General features: G+C 73.1%; 21 protein-coding genes. 9 read left to right on the plus strand and 12 right to left on the minus strand.

The features are described from left to right. Positions 1–33 precede the first annotated feature (33 nt). The gene (locus tag OG470_RS07845) at positions 34–585 is read right to left on the minus strand and encodes a phosphoribosyltransferase family protein (RefSeq protein ID WP_328422218.1); all 552 of its coding nucleotides are present in this window, start codon (positions 583–585) and stop codon (positions 34–36) included. 187 nt (positions 586–772) lie between these two features. On the opposite strand from OG470_RS07845, the gene OG470_RS07850 reads away from it, so the two are divergent. The 4 genes from OG470_RS07850 to OG470_RS07865 all read left to right on the plus strand — a co-directional run bounded on the left by OG470_RS07850 (position 773) and on the right by OG470_RS07865 (position 5217). After that, positions 773–1405 carry a septal ring lytic transglycosylase RlpA family protein gene (locus tag OG470_RS07850; protein ID WP_328422220.1) on the plus strand — a complete coding sequence of 211 codons (633 nt, stop codon included), beginning with the start codon at positions 773–775 and terminating at the stop codon, positions 1403–1405. 101 nt (positions 1406–1506) lie between these two features. Further along, positions 1507–2634: a PP2C family protein-serine/threonine phosphatase gene (locus OG470_RS07855; RefSeq protein WP_328422222.1), complete on the plus strand. Its 1128-nt coding sequence runs from the start codon at positions 1507–1509 to the stop codon at positions 2632–2634. Between the two features lie 140 nt (positions 2635–2774). Further along, positions 2775–4631, plus strand: coding sequence for an acyl-CoA dehydrogenase (locus OG470_RS07860; RefSeq protein ID WP_328422224.1), 1857 nt, complete (start codon positions 2775–2777; stop codon positions 4629–4631). A gap of 316 nt (positions 4632–4947) precedes the next feature. Then, positions 4948–5217 (plus strand): DUF6458 family protein, encoded by a 270-nt coding sequence (locus OG470_RS07865; protein WP_074315731.1) that lies wholly within the window; start codon positions 4948–4950, stop codon positions 5215–5217. Positions 5218–5259: 42 nt separating this feature from the next. Here OG470_RS07865 and OG470_RS07870 read toward each other — a convergent pair whose 3' ends face one another. Then, positions 5260–5799: a SixA phosphatase family protein gene (locus tag OG470_RS07870; RefSeq protein ID WP_328422226.1), complete on the minus strand. Its 540-nt coding sequence runs from the start codon at positions 5797–5799 to the stop codon at positions 5260–5262. 112 nt (positions 5800–5911) lie between these two features. On the opposite strand from OG470_RS07870, the gene OG470_RS07875 reads away from it, so the two are divergent. Next, a complete protein-coding gene (locus tag OG470_RS07875; RefSeq protein WP_328422228.1) occupies positions 5912–6199 on the plus strand; it encodes a DUF6458 family protein in 288 nt (95 codons plus the stop codon). Between the two features lie 107 nt (positions 6200–6306). On the opposite strand, the gene trhA is transcribed toward OG470_RS07875, so the two are convergent. Continuing rightward, entirely contained in the window at positions 6307–6984 is a 678-nt protein-coding gene (trhA, locus tag OG470_RS07880) for a PAQR family membrane homeostasis protein TrhA (RefSeq protein ID WP_328422229.1), read from the minus strand. A gap of 107 nt (positions 6985–7091) precedes the next feature. On the opposite strand from trhA, the gene OG470_RS07885 reads away from it, so the two are divergent. The 3 genes from OG470_RS07885 to OG470_RS07895 are packed head-to-tail and all read left to right on the plus strand — an operon-like array spanning position 7092 to position 9380. After that, complete coding sequence (locus OG470_RS07885) at positions 7092–7787, plus strand: 5-oxoprolinase subunit B family protein (protein WP_328422231.1); 696 nt, start codon at positions 7092–7094, stop codon at positions 7785–7787. Continuing rightward, positions 7784–8647, plus strand: a complete 864-nt coding sequence (locus OG470_RS07890; protein ID WP_328422233.1) for a biotin-dependent carboxyltransferase family protein — start codon at positions 7784–7786, stop codon at positions 8645–8647. Before OG470_RS07885 ends, OG470_RS07890 begins: the two co-directional genes overlap by 4 nt. After that, positions 8631–9380: a LamB/YcsF family protein gene (locus OG470_RS07895; protein ID WP_328422235.1), complete on the plus strand. Its 750-nt coding sequence runs from the start codon at positions 8631–8633 to the stop codon at positions 9378–9380. Before OG470_RS07890 ends, OG470_RS07895 begins: the two co-directional genes overlap by 17 nt. A 55-nt stretch (positions 9381–9435) precedes the next feature. Here the strand turns inward: OG470_RS07895 and OG470_RS07900 are convergent, their stop codons facing one another. The 8 genes from OG470_RS07900 to OG470_RS07935 all read right to left on the minus strand — a co-directional run bounded on the left by OG470_RS07900 (position 9436) and on the right by OG470_RS07935 (position 19753). Then, positions 9436–11268, minus strand: a complete 1833-nt coding sequence (locus OG470_RS07900; RefSeq protein WP_328422237.1) for an NHL domain-containing thioredoxin family protein — start codon at positions 11266–11268, stop codon at positions 9436–9438. Between the two features lie 124 nt (positions 11269–11392). After that, positions 11393–14218, minus strand: a complete 2826-nt coding sequence (locus OG470_RS07905; protein ID WP_328422239.1) for an LppU/SCO3897 family protein — start codon at positions 14216–14218, stop codon at positions 11393–11395. A gap of 343 nt (positions 14219–14561) precedes the next feature. Next, a complete protein-coding gene (locus OG470_RS07910; protein WP_328422241.1) occupies positions 14562–14699 on the minus strand; it encodes a hypothetical protein in 138 nt (45 codons plus the stop codon). A gap of 219 nt (positions 14700–14918) precedes the next feature. Next, complete coding sequence (locus tag OG470_RS07915; RefSeq protein WP_328426206.1) at positions 14919–16388, minus strand: dihydrolipoamide acetyltransferase family protein; 1470 nt, start codon at positions 16386–16388, stop codon at positions 14919–14921. 5 nt (positions 16389–16393) lie between these two features. Continuing rightward, positions 16394–17383: an alpha-ketoacid dehydrogenase subunit beta gene (locus OG470_RS07920; protein ID WP_328422243.1), complete on the minus strand. Its 990-nt coding sequence runs from the start codon at positions 17381–17383 to the stop codon at positions 16394–16396. Then, positions 17383–18558: a pyruvate dehydrogenase (acetyl-transferring) E1 component subunit alpha gene (gene pdhA / locus OG470_RS07925; RefSeq protein WP_328422245.1), complete on the minus strand. Its 1176-nt coding sequence runs from the start codon at positions 18556–18558 to the stop codon at positions 17383–17385. Before pdhA ends, OG470_RS07920 begins: the two co-directional genes overlap by 1 nt. A 643-nt stretch (positions 18559–19201) precedes the next feature. Beyond that, the gene (locus tag OG470_RS07930) at positions 19202–19420 is read right to left on the minus strand and encodes a hypothetical protein (protein WP_328422247.1); all 219 of its coding nucleotides are present in this window, start codon (positions 19418–19420) and stop codon (positions 19202–19204) included. Between the two features lie 84 nt (positions 19421–19504). Next, positions 19505–19753 carry a hypothetical protein gene (locus tag OG470_RS07935; protein ID WP_328422249.1) on the minus strand — a complete coding sequence of 83 codons (249 nt, stop codon included), beginning with the start codon at positions 19751–19753 and terminating at the stop codon, positions 19505–19507. A 176-nt stretch (positions 19754–19929) separates the two neighbouring features. Here OG470_RS07935 and OG470_RS07940 point away from each other — a divergent pair, with 176 nt between their 5' ends. Continuing rightward, positions 19930–20553, plus strand: a complete 624-nt coding sequence (locus tag OG470_RS07940; RefSeq protein ID WP_328422251.1) for a phosphatase PAP2 family protein — start codon at positions 19930–19932, stop codon at positions 20551–20553. Positions 20554–20644: 91 nt separating this feature from the next. Here OG470_RS07940 and OG470_RS07945 read toward each other — a convergent pair whose 3' ends face one another. Continuing rightward, a complete protein-coding gene (locus OG470_RS07945; RefSeq protein WP_328422253.1) occupies positions 20645–21868 on the minus strand; it encodes a hypothetical protein in 1224 nt (407 codons plus the stop codon). Positions 21869–21923: the final 55 nt, after the last annotated feature.

Raw genomic sequence — 21923 nt, forward strand, 5'->3', positions numbered from 1 at the left:
GCGTCGATCGTCTGACCTGAACCGAGGTTCAGGTCAAGCCGGCAGATCCGCACCGGCGATCAGGCCGGTGATCCGCAGTTCGGTGGCGACCTCGGGCGGGCAGTCGACGGCCACCACGGAGGCGCCCAGCACCTCCGCGCCGCGCGCCGCGCAGATGTCGTAGAGGGCGTGGATCTGCGCCCCGGTGCGCACCCAGTCGTCCACCACCAGGACCCGGTCGCCGGGGCCGAGGTGTCGGTCCCGCACGGCCAGGTCGACCTGCCGGCCCCGGTAGTCCGGCGGGCTCTGCGCCCAGGTCAGTGGCCCGGCGGGGAGCCGCCCGTCGCCGGGCTTGTGCGCGGCCACGAAGCCGACACCGAGGGCGGTGGCGGCCAGTGGCCCGAGCAGCAGCCCGGTGACCGCCGGGGCGAGCACCACGGTCGGCCGGGCGGTCCGGTACGGCGCCACGAGGGCCGGTCCCAACTCGGCCAGCACCCCCGGGTCCCGCCACCAACCGGAGATGTCGCTGACCAGGTGGCTGGTGCCCGGCCCGGGGTCGATCCACCGGAACAGGGTGGTGAGGCGTTCGGTCAGGTCACCGGGCATTCGTCCATCCTGCGGTACGCGTGCCCGGCAGTTCGGCACCCGGACCGGCCGGCCCATCCCGACTCGGATGATCGGCTACACGTACCATGGCAAATGCGGGCATATCCCAATGATCACGTTGACTTCGGAAGTGCTTCTCTCGTTACGGTCCGACCCGGTTTGTTCAGTCGACGAAAGGACCGGGCCGGTGGCTGGTAGGCACTCCCGTACCCGCATCTTCTCCTCTCCGGCGGGCATCGCGGCCACCGCGGCGGTCGGCGTCGCCCTCGCCGTCGGGGGCACCGTCGGTGCCGTGCAGCTGACCTCGGGCTCCGCGCAGCCGGGGCCGGCCGCCATCGAGTTCGCCCCGACCGTCGCCGCCAGCAGTCTCGCCCCCAGCTCGCCGGCCGCCTCCCCGAGCGCCAGCGCCTCGCCGAGCGTGACGGCCAGCCCGTCGGCCAGCCGGTCGCCGCAGGCCGCCTCCCGGAACAAGGCCCGCACCGCCGCGCCGAAGCCGAGCCCGACCGCGAAGAAGACCACGGCGGCGCCGAAGGTGCTGGACAGCGGCTCGTGCGGCGCCTCCTTCTACTCCGAGGGGCAGCTCACCGCCAACGGCGAGTCGTTCAACCCGAACGAGCTGACCGCGGCGCACAAGACCCTGCCGTTCAACACCAAGGTCCGGGTGACCAACCCGAACAGCGGCAAGTCGGTCGTGGTGCGGATCAACGACCGCGGCCCGTTCATCGACGGCCGCTGCCTGGACCTCTCCCGGGCCGCGTTCGCCACCATCGCCTCGGTCGACGTGGGCGCGCTCACCGTCAGGTACGAGGTACTCGGCTGACCGGCGTGGCTGACGCCGATCTGGCCGAACAGCCGAGCCGGGCGGACAGAACCTCCTCGGACGAGGGGCCAGGTTCATTCAACCGTTCACGCGGATCAGGCATGCTGTCCCTCGTACCCACGCGACTCCTCCAGTCGGGCCGTCGCCCGCTGAGCCCCGGATCCCGCGCCGGCCTCGGCGCGGCCCTCGTTCTGCTCGCGATCGTCTCGGCCGTGGAGTTGGCGGACGGTCGCCCGGCGCACTACATCGCGTTGCTGGTGGGCGCCCCGTTCCTCGCCGCCGCCCTGGCATCCTGGCCGGTGGTGCTGGGAGTCGGCACCGCAGCGACCCTGATCGGGGCCGGCTTCGCCGTGGTCGAGCCGAAGATGTTCCTGGTCACCTCGGTCAACGTGCTCGCGGTCGCGCTCGCCACCGGGCTGGCCGTGGCGGTGGCGTCGGTGCGGCAGCGGCAGACGGAGCAGATCGGTGAGCTGTCCAAGCTCGCCTCGGTGGCCCAGCAGGCGGTGCTTCGTCCGCTCGGCCCGCAGGTCGGCACGCTCTCGGTGGCCGGCCGCTACATCTCCTCCACCGCGACCGCTCAGATCGGCGGCGACCTGTACGAGGCGATCGACACGCCGTACGGGGTTCGCATGATCATCGGCGACGTGCGCGGCAAGGGCCTGGACGCCGTCCGGCTGGCCAGTATCGTCCTCGGTTCCTACCGGCACGTGGCCTACGAGCGGGCCGACCTGCGCGCCGTTGTCGCCGATCTGGACCGTGCGGTGGCCCGCAACGTCGGCGACGAGGACTTCGTGACCGCGGCGCTGGTGGAAGAGCGCGGCGGCACGCTCACCATCGTCAACTGTGGACATCCGCCGCCGCTGCTGCTGCGTCGGGGCGCGGTGATCCCGCTGGAGCCGCCGGCGCCGGCGCCCCCGCTCGGGTTCATGCCGGTGGTCCGCCCCCGGGTGGAACGCCTGGAGCCCGGTGACCGGCTGCTGCTGTTCACCGACGGTCTCGGCGAGGCTCGACGGGATGGCGAGTTCTTCCCCACCGTCGACCGGGCCTGGCGGCTGCTCGGCCACGGCACGGTCGCCGATGGCCTGGCCTCGCTGGAGGCTGCCCTGGTCGAGTGGGTGCACGGCCGGCTCGACGATGACATCGCGCTGGTCCTGATGGAGTACGTGGGCGCGCGGACCGGTGTGGCGGCGGCTGTGCCGAGCTGGGAGGTCGGCGCCACCGAGAGCTGACCGCCGACGCGTCCGCCCCCGGTTCGGGGCGAGTGTGTAATGGCCGTCACTTACGTGATCCGCTTGTCGCTGCCTACCCGCGAGTAATACAGTCGGGGTTACTGATCGGTAACACCTGTCCGGAAGCGGGGCCAGCGAGCATGACCCACTACAAGAGCAACCTGCGGGACCTTGAGTTCAACCTGTTCGAGGTCTTCGGGGCGGACCAGGCGTTCGGCCAGGAGCCGTACTCGGAACTCGACGCCGACACCGCCCGCAGTTTCCTCTCCGAGCTTGACCGCCTCGCCCGGGAGGACCTGGCCGCCAGCTACACGGACAGCGACCGCAACCCGCCGGTCTTCGACCCGGTCACGCACACCGCGCCGCTGCCGGCGTCGTTCAAGAAGTCCTACCAGGCATTCATGGACTCCGAGTTCTGGCGCCTGGACCTGCCGCCGCACCTGGGTGGCACCAACGCGCCGCGCGCCCTCTGGTGGGCCCTCGCCGAGCTGGTGCTCGGCTCGAACGCCCCCATCTGGATGTACGCCTCCGGCCCGTCCTTCGCGCACGTGCTGGAGGTCGAGGGCACCGAGCAGCAGAAGCGGTGGGCCAAGCTCTTCATCGACAAGCAGTGGGGCTCCACCATGGTGCTCACCGAGCCGGACGCCGGCTCGGACGTGGGTGCCGGCCGCACCCGTGCCATCCAGCAGCCGGACGGCACGTGGCACATCGAGGGCGTGAAGCGCTTCATCACCTCGGGCGAGCACGACCTGAGCGACAACATCGTGCACTACGTGCTGGCCCGCCCGGTGGGCGTGGAGGGCGTCGGTGGCCCTGGCACCAAGGGCCTGTCGCTCTTCGTGGTGCCGAAGTACCACTTCGACGAGAACACCGGCGAGCTGGGTGAGCGCAACGGCGTCTACACCACCAACGTCGAGCACAAGATGGGCCTGAAGGTCTCCAACACCTGCGAGTTGACCTTCGGCGAGCACGGCGTACCGGCCAAGGGCTGGCTGCTGGGCGACAAGCACGACGGCATCCGGCAGATGTTCATGATCATCGAGTATGCCCGGATGTTGGTCGGCACCAAGGCGATCGCCACCCTCTCCACCGGCTACCTCAACGCCCTGGAGTACGCGAAGAACCGGGTGCAGGGCGCCGACCTGGTCCAGCAGACGGACAAGACCGCGCCGCGGGTCACCATCACCCACCACCCGGACGTGCGCCGCTCGCTGCTGCTGCAGAAGTCGTACGCCGAGGGTCTGCGTGCCCTGGTCCTCTACACCGCCACCTGGCAGGACAAGGTCGCCATCGCTGAGGCGGCCGGTGACGAGAAGGCCACCAAGTTGGCCAAGCGGGTCAACGACCTGCTGCTGCCGCTGGTCAAGGGCGTCGGCTCGGAGCGCGCGTACGAGATGCTCGGGCACGAGGCCCTGCAGACCTTCGGCGGCTCCGGCTTCCTCCAGGACTACCCGCTGGAGCAGTACGTCCGCGACGCCAAGATCGATACCCTGTACGAGGGCACCACCGCCATCCAGAGCCTCGACCTGATCTTCCGCAAGATCGTTCGGGACAACGGCAAGGCGCTCATGGCGGTCGCCAGCGAGATCCAGGAGTTCATCTCCTCCGAGGCGGGCAACGGCCAGCTCAAGGAGGAGCGGCAGGCGCTCGGCAAGGCGCTCGTCGAGGTCCAGAACATCCTCGGCGTCATGACCGGCTGGCTCGGCGAGGCGCAGGCTGGCGACACCCGCGCGCTCTACAAGGTCGGGCTGAGCAGCCGGCGCTTCCTGCTGGCCATCGGCGACCTGGTGGTCGGGTGGCTGCTGCAGAAGCAGGCCGACGTGGCGCTGAAGGCGCTGGCCGGCGAGGTCTCCACCACCGACAAGGCGTTCTACACCGGCAAGGTGGCTGCCGCCCGGTTCTTCGCCCGTGAGGTGCTGCCGCGCATCGGCGCGGACCGGCGGATCATCGAGGGCGCCGACCTCGACATCATGGACCTCCCGGAAGAGGCCTTCTGACCGTGCCACGGCACGACTGAAGGTTCCGGGTCGCACCACCCGGCACCGACACCAACGGCCGGCGGGGCAATTGTCCCGCCGGCCGTCGGCATGTCCGGGTCGGGCCCGTCCGTGGGAACCACTCCGGAGCCGTCTGCGCTTCCGTGCCGTGGTCCCGTCCCGTCCCGGTGGCAGCGGCGAATGCCGGGGTCGCCGGAGGGCCGTCCGTCCCGTATTCGGCGCGCCCCGGTCGGGTAGGTGGCCGGCGTGGCGGGTAATCGTCGCGTGTCCACGACAGAGAACGCCCAGAGCCACCGCACGGGGGAGTGCAGCGCACATGGGTGTAGGAAGCGGCATCTTTCTCATCGCGATCGGCGCCATCCTGACGTTCGCGATAAGAGCCAACGTCTGGTGGATAGACCTGCGGGCGGTCGGCTGGGTGTTCATCCTGGCCGGGCTGGCCGTGCTGCTGACCACGCTCTGGTTCTGGCAGGACCGGCGCAAGCGGGCCCGGACCCTCATCGTGGAGGAGAACAGGCTCTCGCATCCGACGGCGATGATGCCGCCGCCGCCCGACCCGCCGCCGCCGACCGCACCACCGTCCTGAGCCACGTACGACTGAGCCACCCGCCGACCATCGACGGGTGGCTCAGTCGCGTGCGGTGTGACGAGCGGTGATCGGTGCCCCTGCCCGGTCCAGCTCCGCCCAGCCGAGCGTGGTGCGGTGCACCGCCAGCTCGGCGGTGCGCAACCCCTCCCCGTCCGTCCCGTCCGGGTCGAGGAGCGCGGAGAGCAGCGAGATGCCCGGATTGTGGGCGATCAGCAGCACCGTCCGGGCCGCCGGGTCGACGGTGCGGACCAGCGCCAACAACTCCTCGGGGTGGGCGTCGTACGCGCCCGGCTCGTAGTGGACGGTCGGGCGGGGACCGGCCGGCCCGCCCTCCGGCGGTGAACCGGTCATCCCCATCGCCACCCCGTGCCAGGTCTGCCGCGTACGTCGGACCGTCGAGCAGATCACCACGTCGGGCAGTAACCCGTGGTGAGCCAGCCAGGCGCCGGCCGCCGCCGCGTCCGCGCTCCCCCGTGCGGTGAGCGGCCGCACGGCGTCGTCCGTACTGTCGCTGCCCTGCTCGGCTTTCGCGTGCCGGAGCAGCACCAGTGTCCGTGTCTCGGCTGGGGTGTCCGTCATGCCCTCAGCTTGCCCGATTGGCGATCTCCGTGCCGGGGTAAGTCGATGGGTGCCGCACCCCTACCGACGGCGGCGGCGGGCCGTACGCCAGGTTAGAGCCGAGGAGCGAGACATGGGCATTGGTGGCAGCATCTTTCTGATCGCGCTGGGCGCGATCTTCGCATTCGCAGTGGAGGCAGACCTGGGCTGGCTGAACCTGGCCGTGGTCGGCTGGGTGCTGATGCTGGCCGGTGTCGCCGGCCTGCTCGCCACCGTCTACTTCTGGAACAGCCGCCGCCGCACGGTGGTCGCCGCACCGGTCCGTGGGGACCGCGTCGCGGCCGACCGGGTGGTGCCGATCCAGGATGACCAGGTCATGCGGGAGTACCGCGAGGTGCGCCGGCCGGGCCGTCCGATCTGAGTCCCGCACGCACACTCCGGGGTCCCGCAGCGTCGCGGGGCCCCGGCTCGCATGTGCCAGGTCCCGGCTCGCGCCGTGGTCGGGCTCGCGCCGTGGTCGCCGTGCGGTCAGGCGAACAGTGCGAAGTAGATCGCGATGTGGTGGCAGAGCGCGGCCAGCAGGGTGCAGGCGTGGAAGAACTCGTGGTGACCGAAGACGGTCGGCCACGGGTTGGGCCGGCGGAGCGCGTAGAAGACCGCGCCCACGCTGTAGATCGCGCCACCGACGATCAGCAGCACCAGGGCCGCGACGCCGCCACTGTGCAGGATCTCCGGCAGCATGGCCACCGCCACCCAGCCGAGCGCCAGGTAGAGCGGTGCGGAGACCCAGCGCGGCGCGTGCGGCCACACCAACTTGAGCGCCACGCCGGCCAGTGCGCCACCCCAGACCAGGGCCAGCATCAGGGTGGCCTGTCCCGGCGCGAGCAGCTGTACGCACAACGGCGTGTACGTGCCGGCGATGAACACGAAGATCATCGAGTGGTCCATCCGGCGCATCACCTGGTAGCCGCGCTCCGACCACACCCGACGGTGGTACAGCGCGCTGGTGCCGAAGAGCCCGCAGACGGTCAGGCTGTAGATGACGCAGCTCACCAGGGGTGCCCACCCCGGGCGGGTGGCGGCGATCGAGCAGAGCACGATGCCGCTGGCCAGGGCGACGAAGAAGGCGTACGTGTGCAGCCAGCCGCGCATCCTGGGCTTACCGATGTCGACCGGCTTCAGTCGGAGCGGAGCGGAGGTGGTCACGTCTCCAGGTTACGGCACCGTAGGTTACTTTCAAGTAGTCGGCCTGGTGACGCCAGGCACCGTCGCCGTGAACACCTCGCCGGTACGACATCGGCGAGGATGAGCGGATGCGGATCCGACCCGTCGGGGCGCACGCCCTGCTGCTCGACTGCACCGCCTCCACCGGCGCGCCCGAGGCTGCCCTGGTCGAGGCGTGGCGAGCCGAGCTGTGGCGGCGTCGCGAGCAGGGCGAACTGATCGCCATCGAGATCGTGCCGGCGGCCAGCACCATCCTGCTCGACGGCGTACCCGATCCGGCCGCAACGGCCGAGTTGCTCTCCCTCTGGGCGCCGACGGTCTTGACGGCCGCCGCCGCCAGCGACCGCGCCTGTGCCGGCAGTGGCGCTCGCGACGGCTGCGGCGACGTGGGCCGGGCGGGCGACGGTGGAGAGGTGGTCGTCCCGGTCGACTTCGACGGGCCGGACCTGCCGGCGGTCGCCGAGCACTGGGGGGTCGACGTGCCGGCCGTGCTGCGGCGGCTGACCGGCACCCCGTTCCGGGTCGCCTTCTGCGGCTTCGCCCCCGGCTTCCCGTACCTGACCGGGCTGCCCGCCGAACTGGCGCTGCCCCGACTGGCCACCCCCCGCGCCCGGGTGCCGGCCGGCTCGGTCGCCCTGGCCGGCCCGTACGCCGGCATCTATCCGGGCGCGTCCCCGGGCGGCTGGCTGCTGGTCGGCCGGACCGACCTGGTTCTTTTCGACGTGCACGCCGACCCGCCGGCCCTGCTCGGCCCGGGGACCCCGGTCCGGTTGGCGGCGGCGTGACCCGGCCCGCCGAGATCGAGGTGCTCCGCGCCGGCCCGCTCACCACCGTGCAGGACCTGGGCCGGCCCGGCTGGGCGCACCTGGGCGTACCCCGGTCCGGCGCCCTCGACCCGGCCGCCCTGCGGCTGGCCAACCGGCTGGTCGGCAACCCGGAGCGTGCCGCCGGCCTGGAGATCACCCTGACCGGCTGCGTGCTGCGGCTCACCCGGGCCACCACGGTGGCGGTCACCGGCGCCGAGGTGCCGGTCCGGGCCGGCGACCGACCCGGCGACGCTGGACGCCCGCTCACCGTGCCGGCGGGCACGGTGCTGCGGATCGGCCCGGCCAGCCGGGGCGTACGGAGTTGGCTGGCCGTGGCGGGCGGGATCGACGTGCCGCCGGTGCTCGGCAGCCGGGCCACCGACACCCTCTCCGGGCTCGGCCCGCCCCCGCTGCGTGACGGCGACCGGCTGCCGCTCGGCGAACCGCTCGGCGAACCCGCGCCGGTGGACCTGACCGTCAGCACCGCACCCCCGCCGGAGGTGCACCTGACGCTGCGCCCCGGCCCCCGCGACGACTGGTTCACTCCGACCGCGCTCGACCGGCTGCTCGGCACCGCGTACACCGTCAGCCCCGTGAGCAACCGGGTCGGCGCGCGGCTCGCCGGCGCGCCGCTGCCCCGCGCGGTCGCCGGCGAGTTGCCCAGCGAGGGCATCGTGCTCGGCGCGGTGCAGGTGCCGGCGGACGGACAACCCCTGATCTTCCTCGCCGACCACCCGACCACCGGCGGATACCCGGTTATCGGGGTGGTCGCCGACGTGACCCCGCTCGCGCAGGCCCGGCCAGGTACTACCGTCAGATTCCATGGACCTCAACGCTGACCTGGGCGAGGGATTCGGCATCTGGCGGCTCGGTGACGACGAGGCGCTGCTGGACCTGGTCACCTCCGCCAACGTCGCCTGCGGCTTCCACGCCGGCGACCCGTCCACCATGCGGCGGGTCTGCGAGGGCGCGGCGCGGCGCGGGGTCGCGGTGGGCGCGCAGGTCGGCTACCGGGACCTGGCCGGCTTCGGCCGGCGGCGCATCGCGTACGACTTCGCCGAGCTGCGCGACGAGATTACCTACCAACTGGGCGCGCTCGACGCGTTCTGCCGGCTGTTCGGCACAGGGGTCCGCTACCTCAAGCCGCACGGGGCGCTCTACAACGTGGCCAGCACCGACGAGGCGCAGGCGGCGGCGGTGGTCGCCGCGGTCACCGGCCACGACCCCGAGATGCCCGTGCTCTGCCTGCCCGGCTCGGTGCTCGCCCAGCTCGCCGTCGGTGCGGGCCTGCCGGTCGTCGCCGAGGGCTTCGCCGACCGCGGCTACCTGCCCAACGGGGCACTGGTGCCGCGCGGCACACCCGGCGCGCTGATCACCGACGCGGAACAGGTGGCCAACCGGGCGGAACGGATGGCCACCGAACGGACCGTGGTGGCGGTGGACGGCACCGTCATCCCCTGCCCGGTGGACTCGATCTGCGTGCACGGGGACACCCCCGGCGCGGTCTCCGCCACCGAACTGGTCCGCGCCACGCTGATCGACGCCGGCATCCCACTCGCCCCGTTCGCGTGAAACGAAGGGCCCCTTGGACAACGGATTCCGTCGTCCAAGGGGCCCTGCCCAACAGCTAGGCGTCCAGGCCGCGCAACACGAGCGGGAGCCGGGCCGCCCCGCCGTCGACCACTCGGACCGGGACGCCCCAGTCCTGCCGGGTCAGATGGCAGGCGGCGTGCTCGACATCCGCGTCACAGGTCGCCGCCTGGGCGGTCACCTGGAGCACCCCGCCGGTGACCTCGCCGTTGAGCACCAACCGGCGGGACAGCTCGGTGCCCGTGCCGGCGCCCTCCACCAGCAGCTCCGGCGGGGACGCGGAGACCACCAGCCGGGTCGACGGCCCGTACGTCTCGTCCAGCTTCTGCCCGGGCGCGGGGGTGAAGACGATGTCCAGGGTGACCTCGCCCGCCGCGATGTCGGTCGGCTTCCGCTCGGTGCGGTGCCGGGGGCCGTCCACCGTGCTGGCGCCCGCCGCCGACAGCGCACCCGGGGCGAGCCGGGTCAGCCGGTGCGCGGCGGACTCCACCACCAGCACCTCGCCGGCGGGGGTGAGCACGAGATCGCTCGGCTCGGCCAGCCCGTCGGCGACCGTGGACACCTGGCCGGTGGCTGGATCGAAGCGGCGGACCGCACCGTTGTAGGTGTCCGCGATCAGCACCGAGCCGTCCGGCAGCGCACACACGCCCAGCGGGTGCTGGAGCAGCGCCGACTCCGCCGGCCCGTCCACGTGCCCGAAGTCGAACAGGCCCTGCCCGACGGCGGTGCCGAGCTCCCCGTTCTCGACGTACCGGACGGCGCTGGTCTCGCTGTCGGCGATCCAGAGCCGGGCGCCGTCGGCGGAGACGGAGAGCCCCGACGGCTGTGCCATCCACGCCTCGGCCAGCGGGCCGTCGCGCAGCGCCTCGACCGTGGTGCCGGCGTACATGCCAGCGGTCCGCTTGATCGGATCGAACCACCAGAGCTGGTGGATGCCAGCCATCGCGATGATCAGCTTGTCGTCGTACCAGGCCAGGTCCCACGGGGACGAGAGGTCCACGGCGAGCGCGTCGTGCGGGTGGTCGTCGACCGTGGCCCGCCACTGCCGGCCGCTACCGGCGACGGTGACCACCTCGCCCGACGCCAGGCGTACGCCGCGCAGCAGGTGGTTGACCGTGTCGGCGACCACCAGGTCGTAGCCGGCCACCTCGGCGACCTGCGTGGGCAGCAGGCAGAGGCCCTGCGGCTCGGAGAAGGTCGCCGCGCCGGCCGGCCCGTCGGCCCGGCCCCGCTCGCCCGAGCCGATCCGGCGCACCGGTGTCTCACCGTCGGGGGCCACCTCGACCAGGGAGTGCCGGGCCGAGTCGGAGACCAGCAGGTTGCCGTCCGGCAGCAGCACCGCCTTGCCCGGGAAGCGCAGCGTGGTCTCCGGCGCGGGTGGCGGGACGTACGGGCCGTCGCCCCGGTGCAGGGTGCCCTTGGCCTCGTGGGTGGCGATCAGCTCGTCGATCAGCCGGGCCAGCCCCTCGGCGTGCCCCTCGCCGGCCATGGTGGCCACCACGTACCCCTCGGGGTCGATCACCGACAGGGTCGGCCAGGCCCGGGCCGCGTACTGCTGCCACATGTCCAGCTCGGGATCGTCGAGTACGGGGTGGTGCACCCCGTACCGCTCCACGGCGGCGGCCAACGCGTCGGCGTCCTTCTCGTGCTCGAACTTCGGCGAGTGCACGCCGATCACGACGAGCACGTCGCCGTACTTCTCCTCCAGCGGGCGCAACTCGTCGAGCACGTGCAGGCAGTTGATGCAGCAGAAGGTCCAAAAATCCGCCAGGACGATCTTGCCGCGCAGGTCGGCGAGCTTGAGATCGCGTCCACCGGTGTTCAGCCAGCCCCGACCGCGCAGCTCGGGGGCCCGTACTCGTGCGCTCATGACCCCATCGTGCCTGACCATCGGCTCACGGTCGGCCAGAGGGGGCGAGCCGCCGAGATCCAGGCCACCCCCGCGAACGACGACGGCAGGGCCACGGATTCCCGTGGCCCTGCCGTCGGTCGATCTACTTGGTGGCCGGCTTGAGGCAGAGCACCCGGTTGGTGCCCTCGCCGGGCAGCACCACGTGCGGCTGCGTCGTGTCGGTGCACTTGTCCTTCGCGTCCACCTTGGAAACGATCGTGAACGCGCCGGCCTCGCCGCAGTCCGCCGCCGAGGCGCCCTGACCGGACTGCTTCACGCACGTGCCGACCGCCGGGTCGAAGCTGGGCGCCTCGTTCCCGCCGCCGAACTTGCCGAGCAGCATCAGCAGGCCGAGCGGCACCGCCAGGATGAGCACCGCCGCGATCAGCACCGCGGCCAGCACCCGACCGTTACGCACCTTCGGCACCGGTGGCTCTGCCTTCGGCTCCTCAGCGTCCGGCTTGAACGAGTCGAACCGGCCCTGGTCGGACTCGCTGGCCTGCTGACCCCAGGCCGGCGCGGCCTGCTGCGGCGCCGACGGGAAGGCCGCCGCGAAGTTGGCGCCCGGTGCCGGCTCGGTGCCCGGCCCGCTGCCGAAGCCCGGTCCGCCGAAGCCGGGTCCGCCGAAGCCCGGCGTGCCGTTCACCGCGGCGGTGCCGGCGGCCGGAGAAGCGGGGCCGAACCGGTCGGCCGGACGCTCGGCACCGGACTGCGGCCGGACCCCGTTCACCGGCCGGTTGTTCCCGGGCGCGTCGACGAAGGACGGCACACCGGGCGGGAACGCCGGCGGCGCGGACGCCGCCTCACCGAACCCGTTCGGAGTCGCCGGCCGGTCGTCGAAGCGCGGTTCGGCCGGGGAGTCGCCGCCCCAACCGGGGCTGGCCTGCCGGTCAGGGCCGTTCTGCCAGTCGGGTGCCGCCTGGCGGTCGGAGCCGTTCTGCCAGTCAGGTGCTGCCTGGCGGTCAGGTCCGTTCTGCCAGTCGGGTGCTGCCTGGCGGTCGGAGCCATTCTGCCAGTCAGGTGCCTCCTGGCGTGCCGGGCCGTTCTGCCAGTCCGGTGCGCTCTGGCGCTCGGTGCCCGGGTCGGCCTGGAACGCCTCCGGCGCTGCCTGCTCCGGCTCGGATTGCGCCGGACGGCCGTACACCCGGGGCTGTGGCGCGGGCGCGCCGGCCGGCCGGATGGCCTGGTCGGTCGGGGGCATCACCCGGCTGGCCAGTGGCACGGAGGCGCTCGCCGAGGCCCGGCCCACCGCGCCGGCCGCCGACTCGGCCTCCGGCACCGGTACGACCGCACGGCCCGCTCCGGATTCCGGAGAGGTACGCGGGGCGGGCACCACCGCAGCGCCTGCCGAAGCCTCCTCGGCCCGGCCCCAACCGGCCGGCTCGGCCTCGTACTGCGCGGGGGCGTCCGGCTGCTCCCGCTCGGCGTACGCCGGCTGCTCGGCGTACGCCGGCTGCTCGGGGATCGCGGCGAACTGGGCGGGTGGCGCGTAGTCGACCGGCGGGGCGGCGGCCAGGCTGGCGCCCGGTACGCGCTGCTCCTGTGGCGGCAGTGGCACCGCGTTGGCCGGCGAGATGCCCGGCGCGGGCCCGGGCTGGTAGGCCGGTGGCTCGTCGCCCCGGTCGGCCTCCCAGCCACCGCGGGACTGGGCGGAGGCCTCCGCCTCGGCGCGACCCCACACCTCGCCGGGTGCCCACGGCTGGGTGGCCGGCACAGCGGCGCTGCCCTGGGCGGCATTGTCCGGGGCGGCGGCCCAGGCGGGCGTCCCGTCGTTGCCCGGCACGCTGGCGCTGGCCCGCGCCGGGGTGCCGGCCTGCTCCGGGGTCCATCCCGCCTGCTCCGGCCGTTCGGCCGGCTGGTCCTGGGCCGAGAGCACCCAGTCCGGCTGCTGCGGGCGGCTCTCGGCGCCACCCCAGGCGGCCGGCTGCGCGGCCTCGTCCTGCTTCACGTCAGCGCCGTCGCCCCACCCACCGGGCTGCGCCTGCTGCTGCTGTGCGGCCCAGCCGCCGGAGCGGCCCGGGTCGTCCTGGCTGGGCCAGTTTGCCGCCGGTGCCGGCACCTGGGCCGCGCCACGTGCCGCGGCCGGCTCGGCCTGCCCCCAGCCGGGGGCCGGCTGCTCGGTCTGCTCGGCGGCCTGGCCCCAGGTCTGGGGGGACTGCTCGGCCGGCGTCCACACCGGCTGGTCGTCGCGCGCGGCAGCGCCGGTGGCCCAGCCGCCGGAGGCGGCCGGGTCGTCCTGCTGACCGCTGCCGCCGGACCAGCCGCCGGCCTGCGCGGACTCGGGCTGCTGTGACTCGGCGCCGCGCCAGTCAGCGGCGGGTGGGTTGGCCTGCGCCGCCCCGCCCCAGCCGCCGGAGCGGGCCTGGTCGTCCTGCGGGGAGTCGGTGCTCCAGCCGCCGGAGCGGGCTGGGTCTTCCTGAGCCGGCCAGGCGGCGGTGGCCGGCGGCACCTGCGCGGCACCCCGCGCGGCGGCGGGCTGGGCCTGTGCCCAGTCGGGCTGCTCGGGGGCAGCCGCGGCCCAGGTGGGGGCACTCTGCTCGGCTGGCGTCCAGCCCTGCTGCTGCCCAGCCCACGGGGCGGGCTGCGCGTGGTCCGGTGCGCCCCCGCTGGCGGGCCAGGCGCCGGGCTGCTGCGGCGCCTCGTTCGCACCACCGCCGGTGGCCCAGGCGGGCTGTGCCGGGTCGGAGGGCTGCGGCGCGGCGCCGGAACCCCAGGCGGGGTTCGGCGGCTGCTCCGACTGGGCCGCCCAGGCCGGTGCCGATGGGTTCTGCCGGGTCGGCGGTGGGGGCGCCCAGCCAAGGTCGGGGCCGGCGGCGTTGTAACCGTTGTCCGGCTGCGCCGGGCGGTCGCCGTACGGCGCCGGTCCGCCGGCGCCCGGTGACACCTCGTCCGGCTCCTGGCCGGGGCGGTGCGGGCCCTCGGACGTCATGGGTGCGCCTCCTCCATCACATGTCGGCCGCCGGTGCCGATCGGTCTCCTCGGCATGGCTGCCGGCTTCACCGGCGTACTGCCGTGCCGGCTCCCCGCACGGTATCCGGTAGCCGCACAGCGCGTCCAAGGAGCACCGGTCGTCACTCCGCGTTGCCGGTCGGTGTCGAGCAGCTTCTATCGGATCGGCATGTGCCGGGCCAGCGGGCGGTGACCGAAGCCCACCGTACCGGGCGCTGCGGCAGGGCGGAATCCCGGTGCCGAGGCGCGGTGAAACGCCGATGGCCCACCCGGCTCGCCGGGTGGGCCATCGATCTGGAGGAGGTGAGGAAAGTGGTGGAGCGTCAGCTCATGTGACGCTGGGCGATGACGAGGAGTTCGTCGCGGACCGCCGGCGAGCTCGCGGACCGCAGCGCGTGCTCGATGGCACGGGCGCGGCGGGTGGCGTCGCGGTGGTTGCGGATGCGCTCGATCATGCTCATTGGTGGGTCCCCCTGGCTATTCGGTTGTCAGCCCTTGATGGCTCTATTTAACCTCAGAACCGGGTCAACTTCCATCGATTATTAGGTGAGCTGGGACACCTGCCTAACAATCAAAGGCCAGAGGGCCTGGTGGCCGACGGTTTCGTTTGCTGAACGGACACGGCCGGTGTGCCAGGGATTAACCCGTGGCACACCGGCCGTGGCCTGGTGTTCGGACGGTCAGGTCCAGGCGAGCAGCGCCGCCTCCGGGTCAGCGAGGAAGTCGCCGATGTCGCGCAGGAACTTCGAGCCCAGTTCACCATCGATGATCCGGTGGTCGAAGCTCAGCCCCAGCGTGGTGACCTGACGCACCTTGACCTTGCCCTTGTGCACCCAGGGCATCTCCCGCACCGCGCCGAAGGCCAGGATCGCCGACTCACCCGGCGGCAGGATCGGCGTGCCGGTGTCCACCCCGAACACCCCGACGTTGGTGATGGTCAGGGTGCCGCCGGACATGTCCGCCGGCGAGGTGCGCCCGGACTTCGCCGTCTGCACCAGATCGGTCAGCGCGTCCGCCAGCTCGCGCAGCGAGAGCCGGCCGGCGTCCTTCACGTTCGGCACGATCAGGCCGCGCTCGGTGGCCGCTGCGATACCGAGGTTGACGTACTCCTTGACCACGATCTCGTCGCCGGCCCAGGTCGAGTTGACCATCGGATGACGCTTGACCGCCAGCAGCACGGCCTTCGCCACCAGCAGCAGCGGCGAGACCCGGACGTCGCGCCACTCCCGCCGGTCGCGCAGCCGGTCGAGCGCCTTCATCGCCCGGGTCACGTCGACGGTCAGGAACTCCGTCACATGCGGGGCGGTGAACGCCGAGCGGGACATGTTCTCGGCGGTGAGCTTGCGTACCCCCTTGACCGGGATGCGCTGCTCGCGGTCGGCGCCGAAGCTCGCGGCGCTCGCGGCCGCCGACGTCACCGCGATCGGCTCGGCCGCCGCCACGGCCCCGCTCGCCGCCTGCTGCACGTCCTCCCGGGTAATCGAGCCCAGCGGACCCGAACCGGTCAGCGTGCGCAGGTCGACGCCGAGGTCCTTGGCGAGCTTGCGCACCGGCGGCTTGGCCAGCACCAGCCCGCCGGCCAGCGGAGCGCCCTGGCCGTTCTGCCCAGGCGCCGGCACGGCTGCCGGCTGTGGAGCCGGCGCGACCGGCGCCAGCGCGGGCGTCGCCTCGGCCTGCGCGGGGACGCCACCCTTGCGCGGGCGGCGCTTCGCGGAGGTGGTGCGCGGGCCGTAGCCGACCAGCACCGCGGTCCGGCCACCCGGGGCGGGACCGCCGATCAGGCCGGGCTCCACCATGCCCTCGGCCGGTGCCACCTCGACCGCGGCCAGCGAGGCCGCCGACGGGGTGGGCAGGGAGCCGCCGGGCGTGGCCGTGGTCGACGGCTCGGCCAGCGGGCCGGCGCCCGGGTCGGTGTCGATCGCGATGATCGGCGTGCCGACCTCGACCGTGGTGCCCTCCGGGTGGAAGATCGCGTGCACCTGCCCGGCCCACTTCGCCGGGATCTCCACGGCCGCCTTGGCCGTCTCCACCTCGACGATCGGCTGGTTCAGCTCGATGGTGTCGCCGACCTTGACCAGCCAGGACAGGATCTCGCCCTCGGTCAACCCCTCACCCAGGTCGGGCAGGTTGAATTCCTTGATCCGGGACATGCCGCTCACCAGCCGAAGGAGCGGTCGACGGCGTCGAGCACCCGGTCCAGGTCGGGCAGGTACTCCTCCTCCACCCGGGCGGCCGGGTAGGGGATGTCGAAGCCGGTCACCCGCAGCACCGGTGACTCCAGGGAGTAGAAGCACTCCTCGGTGATCCGCGCGGCCAACTCGGCGCCGAGGCCGATGTTCGACGGCGCCTCGTGCACCACCACGGCGCGGCCGGTGCGCTTCACCGACTCGTACGCCGCGGTCAGGTCCAGCGGGGAGAGCGAGCGCAGGTCGATGACCTCCAACTCCCGGCCGTCCTCGGCGGCGGCGGTCGCCGCCTCCAGGCACGTCCGCACCATCGGCCCGTAGGCCAGCACGGTGACGTCGGTGCCGGGCCGCACCACCCGGGCCGAGTGCAGCGGGTACGCGTCGGCCAGCGGCGCGTCCAGGTCGACCGGACCCTTCTCCCAGTAGCGGCGCTTGGGCTCCAGGAAGACGATCGGGTCGTCCGAGGCGATGGCCTGCTGGATCATCACGTACGCGTCCTGCGGGTTGGCGCAGGACACCACCTTCAGGCCGGCGGTGTGCGCGAAGTACGCCTCCGGCGACTCGGAGTGGTGCTCGACCGCGCCGATGCCGCCGCCGAACGGGATCCGGATCACCATCGGGATGTTGAGCTTGCCGCGCGAGCGGTAGTGCATCTTCGCCACCTGCGACACGATCTGGTCGTACGCGGGGTAGACGAAGCCGTCGAACTGGATCTCGCAGACCGGACGGTAGCCGCGAATGGCCAGGCCGACCGCGGTGCCGATGATGCCGGACTCGGCCAACGGGGTGTCGATCACCCGGTCGTCGCCGAAGTCCTTCTGGAGCCCGTCGGTGATCCGGAAGACGCCGCCGAGCTTGCCGACGTCCTCGCCCATGATGATGACCTTGGGGTCGTTCTCAAGGGCGCGGCGCAGACCGGTGTTGAGGGCCTTGCCGAGGGTGAGCGTCTCCGTGGCCATCAGTGGGCGCTCCCCTCGAACGACTCCATGTAGCGGCTGAACTGCGTGCGCTGCTCGTCGAGCAGCGGAGACCCGTTGGGGTAGACGTGGTCGAACATCGTCACCGGCTCCGGGTTGGGCATGGCGAGCACCCGCTCGCGCAGGTGCACCGACTCGCGGCGGGCCTGCTCGTCGACCTCGGCGAAGAAGTCGGCGCCGGCGATCTGCTGCTTTTCCAGGAAGGCCTTGACCCGGGCGATCGGGTCCTTGGCCTGCCACGCCTCGACCTCGCTGGCGATCCGGTAACGGGTCGGGTCGTCGGAGGTGGTGTGCGCGCCCATCCGGTAGGTGTACGCCTCGATCAGGCTCGGGCCCTGCCCGTGCCGGGCGTTGTCCAGCGCGGTACGGGTGACCGCGTAGGTGGCCAGCACGTCGTTGCCGTCCACCCGGATGCCGGGGAAGCCGAAGCCGGCGGCCCGCTGGTAGAGGGGGATGCGGGTCTGCCGCTCCAGAGGCTCGGAGATCGCGTACTGGTTGTTCTGGCAGAAGAAGACCATTGGCGCGTTGAACACACCGGCCCAGACAAATGCCTCGTTGACGTCACCCTGGCTGGTGGCCCCGTCGCCGAAGTAGGCGATCACCGCTTCGCCGTCGTCGGTGCCGGTCTTGCCGTCCATGGTGATGCCCATGGCGTAGCCGGTCGCGTGCAGGGTCTGCGCCCCGATCACGATCGTGTACATGTTGAACTTGAACTCGTTCGGGTCCCAGCCGCCCTGGTCGACGCCGCGGAACAGGCCGAGCGGCATGATCGGGTCGATGCCCCGGCAGTAGAGGACGCCGTGCTCCCGGTAGGTCGGGAAGGCCATGTCCTGGGTCCGCAGCGCGCGCCCGGAGCCGACCTGGGCCGCCTCCTGGCCGAGCAGGCTGGCCCAGATGCCCAGCTCGCCCTGCCGCTGGAGCGCGGTCGCCTCGGCGTCGAGCTTGCGGACCAGCACCAGATCGCGGTAGAGCCCGCGGTACTCCTCGTCGGTGAAGTCGACGCGGTACTCGATGCCGTCCGGCCCGATGACGCTCTCGATCCGCTCGCCTTCGGGGGTGAGCAGCTGCACCAGCTCGGGATTGCCAGCCGCGCTCTTCCTGGAGCGGGGTGCCGCCCGCCTGCTGCGGGTGGTGCCCCCGGGGTCGCCCTTTGCCATCCGTCTCTCCCTGTCATGTCTGCGTCGGCACCGGGGGGTCACCCGGCCGCGCAACTCGTGCGCCTGTCCGGCTGCTGCCGGACCGGTTCCTGGCGGCCGCGCCTAGCCCCGGTGGGGGTTGCCGCGCGGCGTGAGCCGGATTCTGGCCGAACCCGGTTCGGGAGCGCCGGCGCTCAACCGCGCCTGCCGCGAGGGTGCGCGGAGGTCACGGCTGCGTTGCCGTCGTGCTCCATATTCGCAGAGCAGGTGAGCGCGCCCACAGTACGCCCGCCCCGCATTCCGACCGCCCACCCTTTGACGTCCTTTGTCGCCATGATGCCGCGACGCGGGCGCTAGGCGGTCCGGCGACGGTTCGTCATCGTTCGGTCATCTCCGCGTGTCGACACGCGGTGGAGGTTGGCTAACGCAGGGTAACTAGGCGAGGCTGATTACCGCAGGATCGTGCTGATCGGGTGATTTGCCGGTGTTTTTCAGCCGACGGTGTCCGTCCGCGTCCTTCCGAAGCCGACGACAAGGGGTGTGCGGTGCACGAGCCAGGTGACGGTCCCGGCACACCGGCGCTCGGCCTGCACCGGTCGCCCGGCGGCTACCGCCCGGTGGTCGGCGCGCACCGCGCCCCCGGCGCCGGCAGCCCCTCCCGCGGTTACCTGCTCACCGTCGCGCTGCTGGCCGGCACCGCCTCGATGCCCATCCTCGCCGCGATCAGCGCGGGCTCGGCAACGTCGGGCAGCACCGCGCTACCGGACAGCAGCACCCCCTTCATCCCCACTCCGTCGGTCGGGCCGGTGGTGATCCCGCTGCCGATGACCAGCCAGCCGGCACTTCCGCCACCCGCCACGCCCAGCGTCGGCCCGACCGCCACCGATGGCTGGCTGCCCGCCGCTCCCCGACGTGTCCCGGACCGGCCGGGGCCCGCGCCGGCTGCCGCCAACGCGGAGCCCGCACGTCATGCGGTACCGCCGCCAGCACCGAGGCCCACCCGGAGCAGACCGCCGTCCCCGTCCCCGCCCAGCCCGTCGCCGGTGCCGTCGCCGACCGGTTCGCCGACCGACCCGCCGGACCCGACCCCGAGTCCGACGCCGAGCCCGACGCCAACCGTGCCGGCGACGCCGACCGAGACCGATTCCTCGACCCCGACCGCATCGCCGACCAGCACACCGTCCGTACCGGCCAGCACGCCCACACCGACCGCCACCCCCGGTGCATCGGGCAGCCGGCCCAGCCCGACCGCCCGTCCACGCCCACGGTGAGCCGGTCGCCGCTGGCCGGACCGACGCACCCCACGGTGTCCCCGGCGGTACGGTGACGATCAGGCGCGACCGAGCCGGTGCCGGCGGTGGTCGGCGGTAGGCGCGTACCGGAGGGGGTGGCGTGGGCGGCGGTGCGGAACTCCGCCCGGTCACCACCCGGCCCGGCCCCGGGCTGCGGGTCGCCCGGCTCGTCACCGAGCTGACCGCCCCGGCCGTGCTGGTGTCGCTGCTGATGGTCGCCGTGAGCTGGCACAGCGCCCGGCGCGCGAGTCACGGCCTGGCGTGGGGCCTGCTCGCCACGCTCTTCGTCACCGGCATTCCGTTCGCCTACATCGTCGGCGGGGTACGCCGCGGCCGGCTCACCGACCACCACATCGGCCGTCGGGAGCAGCGTCGGGTGCCGCTACTGGTCGGCCTCGGCTCGGTCGCCGCCGGGCTGGCCCTGCTCGCCGTGCTCGGCGCGCCCCGCCCGCTGCTGGCGCTGGCGGTGGCCGGGCTGGTCGGTCTGGTGGTCGCCGTGTCGGTGAGCCACTGGTGGAAGATGTCGATCCACTCGGCGGTGGCCGCCGGCACGCTGGTCATCCTTGCGCTGACCTTCGGTGCCCGGCTGCTCTTCGCCGCGCCGCTGCTGGCCGTCGTCGGCTGGTCCCGGGTGCGGCTGCGCGACCACACCGTGCCACAGGTGCTGGCTGGCGGTGTGCTCGGCGCACTCATCGCCGGGCTGGTCTTCGGCCTGCTGCGCTGACCGCGCCTGCCGCGCGGAGACTGGGCCTGCTGTGCGGAGACCGGGCCTGGCACCCGCCGGGCGGCGAGAATGCCGCCCGGCCGGGATGCCGTCAGGCGCCGTCGTCGGCGAGGCGGTGCCGGTTCGCCTCGATCCAGGCGTCGAGGGCGGCCGGGTCGTCCGGGTCCACCCCGTCGGCCATCAGCTGGGCGACGGCTGCGGTGGCCGGGCTGCGCCGCTCACCGGTGGAGTAGAGGCGGGCGAACTCCGGCACCATCTCCTCGATCGCCTCGTCGGTGCGCGCGGCGGCCGACTCGGGCAACCCGCGCTGGCGCGACGCGTACCGGGCCCAGGCGCGCAGGACCCGGGGCAGCATCGCCGCGTCGTCCATGTCCAGCACCGCGCGGCGGTGCACCCAGTCGAGCAGGAACAGCCCGGACACCGCGGGGCTCCACCGCATCGGGTCAGCGTCCGGGAAGGTCGCCGAGTGATCCAGCAGCAGACTCAGGCAGAAGTGCAGCGAGGCCAGCTCCGGGCCGTCGACGGTGTCCAGCCCGAACCGGGTGGCCTCCGGCGCGGCCAGGAACCGCCGGACCAGGTCGGTGCGCTCAGCGGCGGAGAGCGGCTCGACCTCCGCCGGGCCGGTCGGGTCGGCGGCGGTGGGCAGCACCGCCAGCCGGAGGCCGACCAGCGCGCGGTCGGTGGAGAGCGAGCCCTCGCCGGGTAGCTCGCCCAGGTCGTCGGTGACCGCGAGATGCCGGGCCACCTCGCCGCGCAGCCGGGCCGGGTCCTCGGTGCGGAACCAGGTCAGCTCGTCGTCCGCGCACATCTGCCGGACCTGGTCCAGGATCCGTTCCGCTGGCCCGCCGACGAAGATGTCCTTGGTGATCCCGATGTTGTGGTCCACCAGGGCCACCAGCGCGTGTTCGGGACCGCCGGCCTCGTCGTCGTAGGCGAAGGTGGCGAGGTAGGAGGTCTGGTCGCCGTACACATCGCCGTACGCCCAACTGCCGGTCAGGTGCACCCGGCCGAGCTGCTCGGCCCAGGCCGGTGTCTGGCTGCCCGGGCGCACCCGCTCGGTGCCCTCGGCGTCCGGGACGAGCGCGGCGAAGACCTGCCGGATGGTGGTTGCCGCGGCGATCCGGCGGCGGGTGGTGGCGGCGAGGAACCCGGTGACGAACTCCCGTACGGCGGTGTCGCGGTCGGTCTCCGCGATCGCGTAGACGCTGCCCAGCAGTGCGCTGCCCAGCATCTCGGCGTCCAGCGCGGTATCCAGCTTGGTCACGTCGCGTGCGGCGTGCAGCACCGCGTCGTAGGGGGTCTGAGGCGTGGCCATGCTCCGACCCTACGCCGCCCGAGGGGTACGCAGAGCGCTAGCGAGCCGTGCGGAG

The sequence above is a fragment of the Micromonospora sp. NBC_00389 genome (assembly GCF_036059255.1).
In the GTDB taxonomy this organism is placed as follows: Bacteria; Actinomycetota; Actinomycetes; order Mycobacteriales; family Micromonosporaceae; genus Micromonospora.